At 39.7% G+C, this 17,582-nt stretch carries 12 protein-coding genes; 4 read left to right on the forward strand and 8 right to left on the reverse strand.

Going from position 1 to position 17,582, the window contains the following annotated elements; all coding sequences use genetic code 11:
* Positions 1 to 21: 21 nt before the first annotated feature.
* Positions 22 to 303 (forward strand): hypothetical protein, encoded by a 282-nt coding sequence (locus H6G77_RS28060; protein WP_190873295.1) that lies wholly within the window; start codon positions 22 to 24, stop codon positions 301 to 303.
* Between the two features lie 42 nt (positions 304 to 345).
* On the opposite strand, the gene H6G77_RS28065 is transcribed toward H6G77_RS28060, so the two are convergent.
* The 8 genes from H6G77_RS28065 to H6G77_RS28105 all read right to left on the reverse strand — a co-directional run bounded on the left by H6G77_RS28065 (position 346) and on the right by H6G77_RS28105 (position 11,341).
* On the reverse strand, positions 346 to 501 hold the full coding sequence (locus H6G77_RS28065) for a hypothetical protein (protein WP_190873296.1): 156 nt from the start codon (positions 499 to 501) through the stop codon (positions 346 to 348).
* A gap of 328 nt (positions 502 to 829) precedes the next feature.
* Positions 830 to 3,214, reverse strand: a complete 2,385-nt coding sequence (locus H6G77_RS28070; RefSeq protein ID WP_190873297.1) for a tetratricopeptide repeat protein — start codon at positions 3,212 to 3,214, stop codon at positions 830 to 832.
* A 215-nt stretch (positions 3,215 to 3,429) separates the two neighbouring features.
* Positions 3,430 to 4,602, reverse strand: a complete 1,173-nt coding sequence (locus H6G77_RS28075; RefSeq protein WP_190873298.1) for a tetratricopeptide repeat protein — start codon at positions 4,600 to 4,602, stop codon at positions 3,430 to 3,432.
* 6 nt (positions 4,603 to 4,608) lie between these two features.
* Positions 4,609 to 6,819, reverse strand: coding sequence for a tetratricopeptide repeat protein (locus H6G77_RS28080; protein WP_190873299.1), 2,211 nt, complete (start codon positions 6,817 to 6,819; stop codon positions 4,609 to 4,611).
* A 64-nt stretch (positions 6,820 to 6,883) separates the two neighbouring features.
* On the reverse strand, positions 6,884 to 8,284 hold the full coding sequence (locus tag H6G77_RS28085) for a tetratricopeptide repeat protein (RefSeq protein ID WP_190873300.1): 1,401 nt from the start codon (positions 8,282 to 8,284) through the stop codon (positions 6,884 to 6,886).
* Positions 8,277 to 10,592 carry a TIR domain-containing protein gene (locus H6G77_RS28090; protein WP_242049328.1) on the reverse strand — a complete coding sequence of 772 codons (2,316 nt, stop codon included), beginning with the start codon at positions 10,590 to 10,592 and terminating at the stop codon, positions 8,277 to 8,279. Before H6G77_RS28090 ends, H6G77_RS28085 begins: the two co-directional genes overlap by 8 nt.
* Positions 10,593 to 10,714: 122 nt before the next feature.
* On the reverse strand, positions 10,715 to 11,104 hold the full coding sequence (locus H6G77_RS28100) for a hypothetical protein (protein ID WP_190873301.1): 390 nt from the start codon (positions 11,102 to 11,104) through the stop codon (positions 10,715 to 10,717).
* A gap of 24 nt (positions 11,105 to 11,128) precedes the next feature.
* Complete coding sequence (locus H6G77_RS28105; protein WP_190873302.1) at positions 11,129 to 11,341, reverse strand: DNA-binding domain-containing protein; 213 nt, start codon at positions 11,339 to 11,341, stop codon at positions 11,129 to 11,131.
* A 64-nt stretch (positions 11,342 to 11,405) separates the two neighbouring features.
* Between H6G77_RS28105 and H6G77_RS28110 the strand changes: the two genes are divergently transcribed.
* From H6G77_RS28110 to H6G77_RS28120, 3 genes are all read left to right on the forward strand, one after another.
* Entirely contained in the window at positions 11,406 to 11,570 is a 165-nt protein-coding gene (locus H6G77_RS28110; RefSeq protein WP_190873303.1) for a hypothetical protein, read from the forward strand.
* A 134-nt stretch (positions 11,571 to 11,704) separates the two neighbouring features.
* Positions 11,705 to 15,952: a CHAT domain-containing protein gene (locus H6G77_RS35920; RefSeq protein ID WP_242049329.1), complete on the forward strand. Its 4,248-nt coding sequence runs from the start codon at positions 11,705 to 11,707 to the stop codon at positions 15,950 to 15,952.
* Positions 15,953 to 15,972: 20 nt separating this feature from the next.
* Positions 15,973 to 17,544 (forward strand): NACHT domain-containing NTPase, encoded by a 1,572-nt coding sequence (locus H6G77_RS28120; RefSeq protein ID WP_190873304.1) that lies wholly within the window; start codon positions 15,973 to 15,975, stop codon positions 17,542 to 17,544.
* Positions 17,545 to 17,582: the final 38 nt, after the last annotated feature.

Consider the following 17,582-nt stretch of genomic DNA (forward strand, 5'->3'; position numbering starts at 1 on the left):
AGGTAGTTTTTGTGTGGAAACTTGAGCATCCCATGTCTTTCCCCTCTCTGTCACCCTTGTCTCAGTGAAATTCCCCCTATATCAAGCTTTCAGGACTTTTCTGCACCACTAAGGTTAGCCAGCTTCAACTACACAGGCACAAATCCCATCGCTAACGGTTACATCAGAGGCATACAATCTGGGTCAAATACTCTCATCCAAGTTGACGCTGATGGTGTTGGTAGCAGTGCAACTTTCAGCACCTTAGTTACACTCAATAACTTTACTGCTAGTAACTTCAGCCAAAGCAACTTGATTTTCTAGTTTAAGAATTTATTCAGAGGCTAGGGCTGTAGAAATATAGCCTTATCCTTTACCGCCGATGTTAGTGCTTGGTTTGATTGGGCAAGACGGCAAAGGATCGTGATTGCGATGTCTGGTGGCGTTGCGTATACGCCGGAGGGTGAGGCGGTTGCGTTGGCGGAAATGATGCGGCGGTTTCCGGTGGGGGGATGATAGCACAAGTATTAATTGCGAATTGCGTTAGCGAAGCGGTAGCGAGTCTTCGAGCGTCCGCCGCGAATTGCGAATTGTTGTGATGCGGCGGTTTCCGGTGCAGGGGTGATATTAGCCCTCTTATGTCAAACTGGGAAAAGCCAATCCCTGAAAGCATGAGCGGAACTTTACTTTTCAGCTTTTGGCTAGAAATTTTAGTTTTTATTAGAAAAGAAAGACTCAAAGCTTGATTAGATAAAGGTTTCAATGTTGAGCTACAATTATTGCTTTCCAAAAGTAACAGAACAGGGTTAAAAGCGGGTAATTTAGCTTATATTTTTAAGCTCAAGCTTCTTCAAGAATAATTTATCCCTTGAACTTTTTGCCCTGTTAATTTTTCTTGTAACTCCAAACACTCCTTTACTAATGGGATAGTCAATTCTCTTGACATCTGTAACGCTTTTTGGCAGTATTCCCATGCTTGTTGGGGTTGGTTAGTTTTGTGATAAAGTTCTGCTAAGTTTTGGAGAACGGTTGCTTCTCCTGCGGAGGATTGAATCTCACGAAAAATAACTAAAGATGCTTGTAAATTTTTAAGAGCTTGGTCGTACTTTTCTATTTTTATTTGTGCATAGCCTATATTTACTAACGCAAATGCTTCTCCGTGACGATTTCCTATTTCTCTAGCGATCACTAAATATTGTTGTAAGAAGTCAACTGCTTCTTGATGATGCCCTAAATTACCATAAGCAAGCCCTAAATTGCCTAAAGCATTACTTTGTAATTGATAGTCCCCCATTTTTTGCCCAATTTCTAGCGACTGCCGATAGTAAGCAATTCCTTCTTGATATTGCCCTAAAATACAATAAACTATTCCTAAATTGCCCAAAGTATTAATCTCTAGCAGAGGATTACCTATTTTTTGTGAAATAACTAATGCTTGCTGATGATAATCGATTGCCTGTTGGTACTGACTTAAACTAGTGTGAACAAGTCCAAGATTATTTAAAGCACTACCTTCTTGTTGGGGACTACCTATTTCCCTTGAAATTTCTAATGCTTCTTGATGATAATTAATTGCTTCTTGATACTGTCCTAAATTACTATAAGCAAGACCAAGATTGCCTAAAACATTACATTTTCCTTGACAATGTCCTATTTGCTGATTAATTATTAAGGCTTGCTGATGGTAGTTAATTGACTCCTGATACTGCCCTAGATCGTTATAAATAATTCCCAGACTTCCCAAAGCATTACTCTCAGTTTGAGGAGTACCTATTTCCCTTGAAATTTCTAAAGCTTGTTGATTGTATTCAATCGCTTCTCGATATTGTCTTAATAAATAGTAAATAACCCCCAAATTTTGTACGGCATTACTCTCTCCTTGACGATCCTCTATTTCTCTCAAGATGAATAAAGCTTGCTGATGGTATTTAATCGCTTTTTGATACTCTCCTAAATCACGATGAACTACCCCAAGATTACCTAAACTTTTACCTTCTCCTTGACGATCGCCTATTTTTCTAACAATTGTTAAAGCTTGCTGATGGTACTCAATCGCTTTTTGATATTCTCCTAAATAGTTATAAACAAGTCCCAGATTATTTAAAGCACGACTCTCCCCTGGAAGATTCCCTATTTGCTTAGTAATCACTAAGGCTTGCTGATGGTATTTAATCGCTTTTTGATATTCTCCTAAATTCTTATGAACAATTCCGAGATTATTTAAAGTATTACTCTCTCCTTGGCGATCTCCTATTTCTCTAGCTATTACTAAATTTTGCTGGTAGTAATAAATTGCCTTTTCATACTCTCCTAACTGATCGTAAACAAGTCCAAGATTGACGAAAGATGAGCCTTCCCCTTTGCGATTATTTACTTCTTGTGAGATAATCAAAGCTCGCTGATAATAGTCAATCGCTTTTTGATATTCTCCTAAAGAGTAGTAAGCAGATCCCAGATTACCTAAAACAATGCCCTCATTAATGCGATTGCTAATTTTTCTTAAAATAACTAGAGCTTGCTGATGATAGTTAATTGCTTTCTGATAGTCTCCTAATTGACGATGAATATCTCCCAGATTACTTAAGATGCTACCCTCTGATTGATCGCTTATTTGTCTACTTATTACTAAGGCTTGCTCAAGGTAATCAATTGCTTTTTGATATTCTCCTAATCCACTATTAACAAGCCCCAAACCGCTTAACGACGCTATTTCTCCACTAAAAAAGCCTATTTCTCTAGCAATTTTCAGACTATTTTGATAAGCTTCAATTCCTTGGGAATAGTTGGATAAACCATAATGAGCCATTCCAACACCATCATAACAAGCCATACTTATTTGCGGACTTGTCTTATCCTTTAATTGCTCACATAATTTGAGTTGTTCTTGATAATATCCCCATAAATGTAATAGCCAATATAATTGTGATTCTGAAGATGAGTTCAAAGGTTTTATAAACAATTGACTAGCTCTTTCCTGGTCTCCAACTTCGCAGAGGTGGCAAAATGTTTCAAGAAAACCTCTAACTTTCTCTAAATTTGTTGCGTTTGGCTGGTAATCATACTTTGTAAGCCAATTAATTATAGCTCTGTAATGAGTACGCTTCCAACTAGGCTTAATTGACTTTATTACTTTAGAGTCAATACCAAATTCTAATAAAATAGATTCTCCAAGAAGAGTAATTTTTAAATCTTCTGAATTGATTTTTGAAAAATTTAATTCTACAAAATTGTTCATTACTTCTAACCTTTTAACAAAATAAAGCTTTGATTTTTATTTATCTAGAAGAAAGAGATATATAATTTTCACAAATGATTTAAGACTGCTATATAACTATTTTTAGTAAATATTTTTTCGATTTCAACAATATTATCTACTCTAAATCTTAAAAAAATTAGTATTAACTTCTCTATATATTCCAGTTGCGCTGCGTCGTTTAGTAGAAGAACGAGCTAATTACAGTTATGCCTGTGCCAAATTCTGAAGAACTTTAGAACCAAGTGAGTCAATGTCAGATTGATTTGTGCAAGAAAGATTCCCTGGCGATCGCCAATTCTCCGCGTAATTGCTAAAGCCTGTCGATGATATTCAATAGCTTGCTGATAATTACCCATACCCCCATAGGTAGATCCCAAATTGCCTAGTGCAACTCCCTCGCTGAATAATTCTCTTGTTTCCCGTGCTATGGACAGGCTTTGTTCAAAGCAGGATATTCCTTGAGCATACTGTTTGGTTCGTCGGTAAAGCTCTCCCAAACAGTTTAGGGCAATCGCTTCCCCAGAAGGATTCTCTAGCTCACGGGAGGTTGTCAGGTATTTCTCAAAGTATTCAGATGCTTTTGCATAATTCTTGAGGTAGCCATAGGCGTTTCCTAAGTTCCCCAGAGCTTGGGATTCCAGGACACGATCACCAAGTTGGCAGGCAATTGCACGGCATTGTTCTAAGCTGTTAATTGCTTTGTAAAACTGTCTCAGATTACCATAGGTATTCCCCATATCCCCCAATGCTCTGGCTTGTTCTGGAAGAAGTTTTGCATCTGTAGCAATTTTGAGGCTGTCTTCAAAATAACCGAAGGCCTGCTTGAATTTTCCCATACCAGCATAAGCAATACCGAGATTATTCAAAGCATTAGACTTTCCCTGAAGGTTATTGCTGGCGTGTGATTGCTCCCTAGCTTTTTGAGAATAGGAAATTGCCTCAGTGTAATTTGCAAGACGAGCATATACATTTCCTAAACCGACAAGGGCAATCACAGACAAGGTAGACGGAACATTTTCATTTTCTGCAAGCCTTTTATAGATTTCAATCTGTTGACTGTAATAACCCCATATCTCTAGCTGTCGATACAATGTATAGCTTGTCCCAGTGATTGTATTAATAGAAACAGACAAAACAATTTCAGCTTTCTGCCATTCCACAATTTCGCAGAGATGGTGGAAGGCTTCTAAATACCCCTGTACTTGTTCTAGGTTGGAAGCATTTGCTTTAGGTTGATATTTTTCCAACCAATTATTGACTGCTCGATAGTGAGAACGCTTTGAAGATGGTTTGATGTTTTTGAGCGAACCTATGTCAATATTTATTTGTTCAAGAACTGATCTACCGGAAGGTATAACACTTTTCATATTTTTTTATGAATTGCTTTGCAATATGGAAACTGACAGTTGCGCTGCTAGATCCTGACAATCTCGCAGAATAGGTATGTTCAACTCAGTAGCGATCGCTAGTGCTTCATTGCAGTATTTTATTGCTTGCTCCAGTTGTCCTAATTTTTGATGCAATTCTGCAAGACTCCGCAGTACCAATGCTTCATTTGCCAAGAAATGAATTGCTTTGGATTTTTCCAATGCTGTGAGCAAATACTGTTGGGCTTGTGAGTATTGCTCCAGTTGTAGCAAAGTTGTCCCCAAGTTAACCAGCATTGTGACTTCGCCTCGTTGGTTTTGCAGTTCCTGAGCTAATTCCAGACTTCGTTGATAAAACTCAAATGCCTGTTCATACTGCCCTACACAAAAGGCAGTGTCACCTAGACCTGCCAGGGCAAGACGTTCTTGGTCTCGGTCATCTGTTTCCCAGGCAATTCCTAAACTCTGCTGATAACATTGTATCGCTTTGGTATAGTCCAAAAGCCCCAGGGAAGCATTGCCTAAATGCCCCAACATTGTGCTTTCACTACCGCGATCACCAATTTCTTGAGCAATCCTCAATGCTTGCTGATGATACTCAACTGCCTGTTCATGGTTCCCCTGAGCATCATCAATTAATCCTAAACCTGTAAGTGCCTGACTTTCACATCTGCGGTCTTGAATTTCCCGGCTAATTTGCAGGCTTTGAGAGTAGGAGGTATTTGCTTGGGAGTAGTTACCCACTGAGAAGTAAGCGTTGCCTAGTGTACAGAATGAAGTTGCTTGCCCACGTCGATCCTGAAGTTCTTTAGCAATTGTCAGGCTTAACTGGTGATATTCAATAGCTTCAGTAGCATAACCCAAACTCTGGTAAGCGTTACCCAGGTTCCCTAACGCATTTCCTTCAGCCTGACGATCTCCTACCTCACGAGCGATTGCCAAGTGCTGTTGATGATGCTCGATTGCTTTGACAAAATCTCCCAAACCTGCATAGGCATTGCCCAAATTCCCCAAGGCTTCCCCTTCTCCCCGGCGATTTTGATGAGTTCGAGCTAGTTCTAACGCCTGTTGATGACAAGTAACAGCCTGCTGGTAATTTCCCAGCCCGTAGTATACCAGCCCCAAATTGCCAAGGAACATTTGCTCTGCTCTGTAGTCTTGAAGCTGTTGCAGAATGTTTAAACTTTGCTGGAGATAATCAATTGCATCGGTGTATTGACCTAGATAATAATAGTTGAGTCCAATATTTCCTAGCGCATACCCTTGCGATTGTGGGTCTTGGTTCGCTGCCGCAATTTCTGTATGTTGTTGTTGTAGGGCGATCGCTTTTGCATACTCTCCACGCGCAGTATGAACATTAGCTAAACCGTTCAAACAAACGGTATCCCATGCTGGATCGACCTTAAACAAGAGGTTTTCGTAAAGTTGAGCCTGCTCTGTGTAATAACCCCAAGTCTTTAGTTGGTTGTGAAATTCTTCGAGTGTAGGTGTATTAAGGTTAACAGATATTAATGTGCTGGCTGCATTCCAATTATCTGCTTCACACAAATGGTAAAAGGATTCCAGATAGCCTTTAACCTGTTCTAGATTCTGAGTGTCGTGTGGCGGGTGATACTTGGTGAGCCAGTTGATTACTGCTCGATAATGAACTCGGTACGGGTTGTGTCGGCTTACCTTCAAGTCTTCTTTCTTGATTCCTAACTCTGCTAGAACCGATTGTCCCGAAGGTATGACTGATGCAACTGTCAGTGGAATTGTTTGTCCTAAAGCTTCATAAGATTGCCGCAATCCCACCAGTGCGTTCAACTCCAGCGATAGGTGGTGAATTTCTTGGACGATCTCTAGTCCTTGCTGAGTATAATCGATTGCTTGGTTGTACTGCTTCAGTTCCAGGTAGGTGCGTCCTAAAGCGATAGCAGAAGATGCAATTAGCCAGCGATCATTAATGGATTGGGCAATCTCCAAACACTGATGATGAGATGCGAGCATTTGCTCGTATTGCCCATCTTCGGCTTCCAGTTTTTGATAAACCCAGCCTAAACTGAGTAGGGCGATCGCTTCTAAACGTTGATCAGGTAAGCTTTGGGAAATTTTCAAACTCTGCTGATAGCAATTTAGAGCTTCAGCGTATTTTTCTTGAGAGTAATAAGCTTCGCCTAAATTGATAAATTGTTGAGCTTGATCTATCAGTTCTTGATTCTTTTTTTTCGTATCCATTCAGACTGTCAGTTATAGCATTTATTGTTTGGCTTTCAATGCTATTTTTGTTGTAAAGTTTAACTCATGTATCACTTCCAAGTGCCTCAGTGATTGCTTGTTCGACTGATAATACTCGCCCGGCATCCCATGCAGTTTTGAGGGCAGTTTCGCCTATGAGAGTCTGCAAAGTAGCTATGCTATCTCTATATTCGGGAAGATCGGCGAGCGGAAGAATACGCTGAGTTTTATCACGCAGGATTTCTGCACTTCCAAATAGACGCGCTCCTCGTTCAGGCTGCTCTAATACTACTGCAAGACGAGCAAATCCCTCCAAGGCAAAAGCAACACCAGCTAGATGTTGGGACTCATACCAAATTTTTATATTTTCCTTGTAGCAATCACGTACAAGCTTATAATTTTTTTGCCTAAATGCGACTCGCCCCAAAATATGACATGACAAAGCAATACCATTTTTGTTTTGTAATTTTCTAAACAAATCTAACGCATTTGTTATGTAGTTATAGGCAGATAAATTATTTTCAAGATTCAACATTAGAATACTTAAGCTATATAAAGACCAAGCAATTCCAGAGCGATTATCTAGTTTTTGGAATAGATTAAAAGCTTCATTTGTGTACAGAATTGCCTCCAAATTTTTACATTGATCTGCTAGATTTCTTCCCCAATTATAAAGTATCCAAGCATGATTAATCTTTGTTTTTTCTTCTACAAGATAACTATCATAAATTTTTTGAATTTCTTGATATATTTCTTCAACTTTTGTATAATTGTTTTGATTAGTATAAATTCTGGCTATATCATTAAGTACAGAAGCAATACCTTGATATTGCCTTAGTTCTCGGAACAAAATCAATGCTTGATTATAGCAAGTAAGAGATTCTAAGTCTTTTCCATTATCAGCTTGTAAAAGTCCTAATTCATGCAATGTCTGTGCGCTATTTTGCTTGTCTCCCATTTCGTGAAAAATAGCCAGAGCTTGATTGAGGTTATTTTGCGCTTCTCTAGAATCAGTTAACCAACGATATGCAATACCTAGACTCTTCAAACAAATAGCATCTATTTGATGATTTAGCTTGCCAAAAAGTTTACCATAAAGATTGATTTGTTCTCTATAATAACCCCACAGACCCAGTTGAATACCTAATTCCTGATTTTTAAATGTGTTGAGTTGAGTTGATAGAAGAATAAGCGCAATTTCCCAAGCTTCCAGTTCAAACAAATGGTAACAAGCTTCGAGATAACCCTTAACTTTTTCCAAATTAGTAGACTCTGGATTAACTTTATATTTACTAAGCCAATTAATAACTGCTCGATAGTAAGTCCGCTTTATTCCTTGCTTCATTACTTTAACAGTAGTTGAATCAATATCAAGCAATGCTAAAATTTCCTCACCAGAAGGAGTAATACTCGCTTTTTCTGAATCATTTTGCGTTTTAGCTTCTAACTCAACTTGGTTATTCATATTCTTCACCCAATTGTTTTAAACACTCCAACGACAAACTTCTGATTAAATTATGCTGTCTCAACAAATATTGATCTTTATCCACTAATTGCTCAACTAAGTAGCGATCGCGCAACGCATCTAAAGCTAATCTTTGCTCATCTTCATTCCTATCCCAATCCTCTAAGTGACTTAACCAGAAATCTTCGGGGACAGCACAGCGATAGACTGAGGTTTCACACAGCATGATGTAAGCCCATTTAGCATCTTCTTGCAACCGCTTGAAGGTTTTATTCAGGCGCGATCGCACGTTCCGCCTCAGCGTCTTTGTAAACCGATCTAATTTGAATTGATCATCTGCGCCAAAAGTATTACCTTCCTGAGCTTCAGCGATCGCCTTCTCGACCTCCTCCACTTCATTGCCATATCTGTTCCAGTACGCCGACACATTTCCATTAAAGGGTTTGTTTTTGATTTCTCCTGCTATGACCCTTAGTGCCAAAGGATGTCCCTCGTATGCACTACCAATCCGTTCCAAATACGTTCTACTGGTGGAGTTAGGGCTTACGTCTAACTCAGTTTTCTCAAATAAAGCAATTTGTTCAGATTTCTCCAGACCACTTAAGGGTTGACAGTACCAAAAATTTTGTGATCGCGTACCCACTTCTTCAATTTGTCCAGGTAAATCTTGAGAAGTCAGGATAAAACAGCTTTCACAGGATTCTGCTTTCAGGTAGCCATCAAAGAATTTCAGCCACCACTCATCCTTAAAGTCGCTCCATCCTTCATCTTCATTTCCCTGCAAAATGTTTTCCAGAGAGTCCATTTGCACTAGGTAGCGATTCTCTCGTAGATGTCTGATTAGCCGATTCAGAAGCCGTTGTGGATCTTTGCGATCATCGGGGGTAATCAATTCTCCCCATTTTTCCAGCCAACGAGCAGCAACACTGGCAAAATCGGAAGTTTGCTGTTCGTCATCAAAGTTTTCTTGGCGATAATGTGACCAGTCATTTTCAAACCAGTCAGCAACTTCTACTGCCAGTCGTTCACCGAGAGCCGTTTTACCAATTCCTGTAATACCAACCAAAATTAGTAGTCGGCAGTGACGACGAATGCGCTCGCTCAATTCTTGAATCAGGCTATCACGACCAACCCAAGCATCATCATAAGCGAAGAAGTTGGGAGAATTTGACTGAATCCGCCGATTTTGAGAAGCATCTATATTTTGAAGAACACTTTTTGTTGGGATTTTCCCTGGCTTTTGCTGCAACTGTTCGCGGCTCTGGAGGTTTTCTCCAGTTATGCCCCACGCCAATAAATTTATTGCAGCCTCGTCATCAACTCCATTGGAAAAAGCAACCCATCTTAGCTGCTTCAAAAACACTAAATCTTCGGGTAAATTATTCACTCCAGGCAGCAATACAGGAATTACAGGGATTTTGTTTTCAACACACTCTGCTATGAATGTTTTTAACTCCCAACTCTGCCAACGTCCTAGCCCTTGTGAACCAATAAATATAGCGGCAGACTTAACCAGTGGGATTGCTTGCTGTATCTCATCTTGGAATGAACGCCCTGGTGGAATTTGTTCTTCATCTAGCCAAGGCTTTATATTTCGCTGTTTGAGTGCAAGTGCGATCGCCCTAACTTGAGGTTTATCTTGGGTATTGTGTGCTAAGAAAACATCAAACTGAGTCGTTGAGATACCAGAAGAAGCACTTTGAGGGGATTGAGCTTTCACAGACATTGGCTCAATCTGGGCAGTTTTTAAAAAAGTGGGAGTATCTTGTTCTGATATTCCAGCTATTCTGATCGCATTACAGCCAAGCTTGTAGGCAAACTCATAGGATTTTTTTGCCCCTAACGCATCATAAAACCCTACGGCAAACTCAATCGCCGCCTGATCTCCAATCGCCTTCTTCATACCGATGACATAGGGAATGTGTTGCGCGATCGCTTCTGCTTGTACCTGGGAATAACAAGCATTCAGAACTACACATTCCAGTTGCCCTGAAAACAGTTGAAACAATCCGGCCAACGCTTCTGCATCTACTAATTTCGCTGCTCCCGTTTCATCCTCAAAAACTAAACCTTCCTCTCCTGCCCCATGACCTGAAAAATGAATTATTTGCGGTTCGTGTTCCAGGATTGCTCTATGAATATCTCGGTAGCGTACTGCTTGGGCTGTGGCTAGAGAATACCGTTCTCGATTTTTTGACCTTTTCAGCCCCTCCTCAATTTCCCGCATCTCTTCGCCCAGACGCAGATATCTACTGCCGATGGGATTGGCCGCTAACAGTAGGATTTTCTGAATGGAATCATTATTCATGAATTTGGGCAGGGACTAATCAAAACCACGGTTTTTATGGCACATACATCTTGAGTATCCGCTTTTACGGAGTTTGGCGCAAGATTTTTGAGCGCAGATCAACGCACCCTATTCGGTGTTAATTACTTGCGCTTAAACTTAAAGGTCATTGCCCCTTTACCACCAGCTTTACCCCCGCCAATTCCAAACAAGCTGATTTGTCCTTCTCCGTTGATTTCTACTGACAGTTCTATTTCATCTAGCTGTATTTTGGAATCTGGCTGGTCAGCTTCATCCAGCATTTCTCTCATTGCTTGTAGGAATCCTTGCATTTCCTGTTTCAGCTTCCCTACTTCTACAGATTTTCGTTTAGTAATTACCACTTCCGTTGTTTTTGTAATTCCTGCGCCCTGCCTTCCGTCTATATCTCGGCTATTTCCTGCACCTCTTGTCACTGTTTCGTGGGTAGTTGCGGCTTGGGTTTCTTCTGTAATAATCCAGATTGTTTTTGGTGTTGGCGTTTCTGCTGACATAATAATTTTCTATATACTTTTGATTTAACTAATTTTCACTAACGCTTCTACTGTTGCTACTCTTGCTTCCTGTTGGGATATCTTTTGATTTAGTGATAATGCTTCGGCACATTCCAAATACTGAGCCAAAGCACCAATCACTACATCAGTTTTGGATGTACCTGATTGTTGGGCATACTTGTTTAGTTTTTCCAATAGATCCGGTGGCAGTCGAACAACAATTTGAGGCTTGACCATTACAAGTGATTACCTCATACAAGCATGACTTTGCATTACGATTATTGCGTAATATCACCTAAATATGCAATCAAGCGCAGAAATTCTTAATTTAGCTTGTATTACAGGAGTCAAGGGAAATCCCTGTACTTCACAGTTTCGGCTAAACGGAGAGATGAGAGCGCATGGACAAGTGGTACTGGGCGAATGTACCGGGGGCGATCGCGTACTTGTCGGAAATCTGACGTGATTTGCGTGTAGATGCTTTTTATGACCAATCTTTTATAAAACGATAGTGTTCACTTGCCTAATCTTTAATGTCTGTGAGTTCAGAGTTTGTTTAAGCTAAGATAGTAAAAATATTTCTGTTTATTCTCAGTAAAAATGCCAAGTTACGATTATGGCTGGAAACGGTTTTGGTGTCCTCGTTCAAGCCAGATAAATTTGTCTTGTGGTGGCTATCTGTGTGATCCTGACGCTGAGTGGGGACACATCTATAATCCAGACCTCGTAACTTTTGAAACTATATCGGGTTTACCATGTTTAGTACTTCTAGGTGAGCCAGGGATTGGTAAAAGTCATGCTTTAGAAGCCGAGCAAAAAGAAATTTTCAATAAAATTCAGCAGCAAGGTGGTCAGGTGCTAACCTTGAATCTGCGTGCTTTTGGAAATGAAAATACCCTAGTTGACGAATTATTTAAAAGTATAGAATTTAATGAGTGGCTACAAGGTACTCATCAATTACATATTTTTTTAGATAGTTTTGATGAGTGCTTGTTACGTATAGACACATTAGCAACATTATTAATTCACAAATTTAAACGCTATCGTGATAATATCAAGCGTTTAAATTTGCGTATTGCCTGCCGAACGGCTGTTTGGCCAGCAGTTTTAGAAGAAGGACTAAAAGAAATTTGGGGAGAAGATAAGGTAGGAATTTATGAACTAGCGCCGCTTCGCCGTGTAGATGTTAGTCAAGCAGCAGAAATTGCTGGTATCAAAGATACTGAAGCCTTTCTAGAAGAAATTAACAAAAAAAATGTTGAACCTTTGGCTATCAAGCCTATTACATTAGAATTTCTTATCAAAACTTATCATCGCAACGGCGGTCAATTTCCTCCTAATCAAAGGCTACATGAACTTTATTTTGAAGGATGTCTCTGGCTTTGTGAAGAACGGAATAAAAGCCGCATTTCATCAAAATTAAAAGGAAAATTTGATAGGCAACAGCGTTTAATTGTTGCTGGTAGAATAGCAGCTATTACAATCTTTGGTAATAAATCTGCTATTTGGACTGGTATAGATTGGGGTGATGTTCCAGATGATGATGTACTCAAAGAGAGAATATGCCACGGAACAGAAAATGTTGACGGTAGAGACTTTGAAATTAAGCAAGAAACTGTTGACGAAGTTTTAGACACTGGTTTATTCTCATCTCGTGGTGAATTAAGCCGTATAGGATGGGCGCACCAAACTTATGCTGAGTTTCTAGCGGCATGGTATCTCAAAGAACGTCAGATTAAATTACCTCAAATACTAAAACTTATAGTTCATCCTGATGATTCTGAGACAAGGATCATTCCTCAGTTATATGAAACAGTGGCTTGGCTAAGTAGTCTGTTAGCTGAAGTATTTCGGGAAGTTATGAAGACTGATCCTCATGTATTACTGCAAAGCGATGTTGCTACTGCCAGTGATAATGATAAAGCGGCTCTAGTTGAATCTCTTCTAAAACTGCACAATGAGGAAAAACTAACTTATCAATATAATACTTGGCTATACCAAAATCTAAATCATCCTAAATTACCCGATCAACTTTTACCTTATATTTGTTATTCAACAAAGAGTATTAATGCACGAAACGTAGCAATAGATATAGCAGAAGCTTGTAATGTCAACGCTGTACAGGAGTATCTTGCTAATGTTGCGCTTGATCCTCAGCAACATTCTTGGATTCGCATCAATGCAGCAGTGGCTATATGTAGTGTCGGTGATGAGAAAACCAAAGCAAGATTAAAACCTTTAGCACTTGCAAGAATTCAAAACGACGAAGACGAACAACTAAAAGGCTGTGGACTCCGAGCAGTTTGGCCAGGGAATATCACAGCAGAAGAACTTTTTGACACATTAATACAGCCAGTATCCAAATCTATTGGTGGAAGATATCAGGACTTTATAGCAAGAGAGTTTGCAGAATATCTTCAAATATCGGATTTACCAGTAGCTCTCAGGTGGCTAGAAACACAAGTGACTAGGCGTGACTTAGGTTATCCCTTTGGAGAGTTATCAGATGGAATTATGTTGAAAGCTTGGGAGCATCTGAATGAACCAGACGTAATGAGAGCATTTGCTAGAGTTGCTTTTTTACGATTGAATAAACACGATGCAATTGTATATGATAATTCGTATAAAACAATATCTTTTAGTCAATTTTTAAAAGATGATATTCAAAAGCGTCGTCAACTTGTAGAGTCAATTATCTCTACAATTCCAGAATTAGAAAAAGAACCTTCGTGGTTACTTGGCTACAGAACAGCAATAGTTTTTGAGGAAGATTTTCTATGGTTAATTGAATGTCTTCAAAAATCAGAAAATAAACACCATCAAAAAATTTGGGCGAAATTGATCCGGTGGTATTTTAGACGACCTGAGTTGAATTTTGAGCATCTGGATGCTGTGCTGACAGCAAGCCAGACTAGCTTAATACTTAAAAAAGAGTTTGAATCTCTCATCGAAGCAATTGAGTTAGGCTCACTAAGAGCGCAGCAGGAACAGGCAACATATCTGGAACAACAGCAATGGCTAGAAGAAGACAAGAAGCAACATCTGTTAGAGCCTCCACCCAGGGAACGAGTACTTGAAATTTTGAGTCAAATCGAGGCTGGTCAGCCTAGTAGTTGGTGTTCTTTATGCTTTGAATTAACTCTTGAAGCTGATAGTACTCATTCGGGTGATCCGTTTCAATCGAGTCTGATAAATCTTCCTGGTTGGATTGAGGCAGAGGATTCTACCAAAGAAAGGATTCTAAACGCGGCAAGGCTGTATCTGAGTGATGGTGAGCCAGAAAATCAAGCTTGGCTGGGTACAAATAATTTTCGATACTCTGCATTATTAGGTTATCAAGCATTAATTTTGTTGCGACAACAAACACCAAACTTTATTTTTTCGCTGTCTGCCGAGGAATGGCAAAAGTGGACAGCAATAATTCTTGCATATACTAACAGGGTAAAAATTGAAGACAAAGAGCATCGGCAAGAATTAATCAAGCAAGCTTATCAAAATGCTCCCGATGAATTTATTAGAGTGTTAATGCTACTAATTGATAAACACAACCAGGAACATGGTGATATTTACATTAATAGCTTAATAGTCAATTCTTGGGATGAAAGGTTAGCTAAGGCAATATTTGATAAAGTTCAAGATGAGAAATTAACTGATAAAAGTATAGGCAATTTACTAGATGATTTGCTTAAATATGGATTTGTTGAAGCTAAAGCATTTGCAGAATCTTTAATTGTTTCACCTATTCCTAGTAGTGGTGAAGACAGAGCAAAAGCCATTGTAGCAGCTTGTTCGCTTTTACTCTATGCAAAAGATGCAGGTTGGTCAGTGGTTTGTCCTGCTATTCAGGAAGATACTGCATTTGGGCGAGAAGTTATGGAAAATATAGTATTCTCAGTTGAATATAGTGGAAGTATAGAGCAGCGTTTACCTGAAAAATACGTAGCAGATTTATATATCTTTCTTACCAAGCAATATTGTCACTCAGATAATGAAAATAAAAACATTTTTGAAGAGAAAGAGCTAAAAGGTGTTGAAGCATATTTAGGAACACCAAAAGATAGTATCAAAACATGGAAAAACTATATTCTACAGCGTCTACAAGAACGTGGTACTCCTCAAGCGTGTGAAGCACTTCGTAAAATTATCCGTGAGCTTCCAGAATTAAAAGATAAATTGCAGTGGAGATTACTAGAGGCTGAGACTTTAGCTCGTAGTCAGACATGGAAACCATTTCAACCAGAAGAAATTTTGCAAATTATCACTAGTAACAACGAATTACAAGGTATGAAGACAATTCTTATTTTATCTTCTAGTCCAATTAATGAGGCTAGATTAAGACTTGATAAAGAGGTACGGGAAATTGGTGAGGGATTACGCCGATCTCGCAAGCGTGACCAATTTAAATTAGAACAGAAATGGGCGGTTCGTCCTGATGATTTACGTCGTGCCATGTTAGATTTTAACCCTCAAATTATTCATTTTTGTGGGCATGGTTCAGGAGATGATGGATTAGTCTTAGAAAATGATGCAGGCAACGCACAGCTTGTTCCGACTAATGCTTTGGCCAGCTTGTTTAAATTGTTTGCTAAGGAAGGTGTAGAATGCGTTGTGCTAAATGCTTGTTATGCGGAGGTGCAAGCAGAAGCAATCTCCCAGCACATTAATTATGTAGTTGGGATGAGTGATGAAATTAGCGATGATGCGGCACTTAAGTTTGCAGTTGGTTTTTACGATGCGCTTGGTGCAGGCCGGTCGTATGAAGACGCTTACGAATTCGGCTGTAATGCGATCGCTCTGGAAGGAATACCAGAAGAACTGACTCCTGTTTTAAAAAAAAAGACCAATTAATAACGGCTAACTCAGTTGATGTGTTAGTTCAGCAAGTGCGATCGCGTATCCATGATGATATCCAAAGTTTACACGGTACAATGCCGCTTTGGGGGGTAGATCGTTGGGTTCCTTTGGGTGATTTGTTTGTTGATGTAAATATCTTGGAGCAAGTTAGCAGTAACAGTAGAGCCGAACTGGATGATTTATTGCAGGATTTTACTACAGGTAATTCCAACTACCGCAGTTTGGATCGGATTGGATTGGGTAAAGAACAGCGGCGCGTGTCGGGGTTGGCTGTGCTTGAGCGGAATACTAACTTGATGGTGGTAGGTAAACCTGGTTCAGGGAAAACGACTTATCTGCAAAGAATTGTCACCGAGTGCAATGACGGAAAATTGCAAGCACAGCGAATTCCTGTTTTGATTAAGCTGCGGGAGTTTGTGGACGATGGACGCAAGTACGCTTATAACTTGGAGCAGTTTTTGGGACAGCTTTGGCGGTTGAGTAATGCAGAGATAGAATTAGTACTAAATCAGGGACGGGTATTAGTATTGCTGGATGGGTTGGATGAGGTTACGGGGGAAGCAGGAAAGCAAATCGCCAACGAAATCAAACGGTTTGCGCGTGCTTATTCGCAGGTGCAGGTGGTGGTGACTTGTCGGACGCAAAGCCAGGTATCACGGTTTGAGCGGTTTGATTATGTGGAGGTGGCTGATTTTAATGAGGAGCAGGTAAGAGTATTTGCAGCACATTGGTTTAGGACGGTGTGTGCAGATGCAGGGGATACGAAGGCGCGGGAATTTTTAGAACAGTTGTTTCGAGAGGAAAACAAGGCGATTCGGGAACTAGCGATTACGCCGATTTTGCTGAGTTTAACTTGTGCGGTGTTCCACCGAACGGGGAAATTTTACTCAAAGCGTTCCAAGTTATATGAGGAGGGGTTGGAGTTATTGTTGGTGCAATGGGATAAATCGCGCTCAGTTGAGCGGGATGAGATTTATCGGGATTTGTCGGTGGAGCGAAAGTTAGAGCTATTGAACTATGTTGCGGTGAAAAAGTTCGAGCAAGAACAGTATGTGTTGTTCGAGCAGGAGGAGTTAGAGGGGTATATTGGGGAGTTTTTGGGGATTGAGCGGCGGGATAGTCGAGGGGTTTTGAGGGCGATCGCATCTCAGCATGGGTTATTAATTGAGCGATCGCAGAAAGTTTGGTCGTTTTCGCATTTGACATTTCAAGAGTATTTGGTGGCGAGATGCTTCTCAAACAGAAAAGATTGGCAAGAAATGCTTCACTATTTTATAATTCCATACTGGGAACAAGTTTTTTTGATAAGTGCAGAGATACATCCTGACTGTGATTGTTTCTTGAAGGGAATTTATCATAAGACTCATGAACTTGCAAAAAATGAAGAAAATATCCAAAAGTTATTAACTTGGGTTGATGAAAAAGCTACATCTATCTGTAAAAATCAGGGAGTAGCGAGTACTATACTTAGAGCTTTCTACTTTTCGCATACTCTAGGTTTTGATTTTGATTTAGTCTACATATTAGACTGGCAAAGTTACGACAAAACTAGCGGTATTATTATGATTGACAAAGGTGATATATAGCGTTTACCAGTCTAATGAAGTACACTAATTAAAATAAA

The organism is Aulosira sp. FACHB-615 (assembly GCF_014698045.1).
Lineage (GTDB): Bacteria > Cyanobacteriota > Cyanobacteriia > Cyanobacteriales > Nostocaceae > Nostoc_B.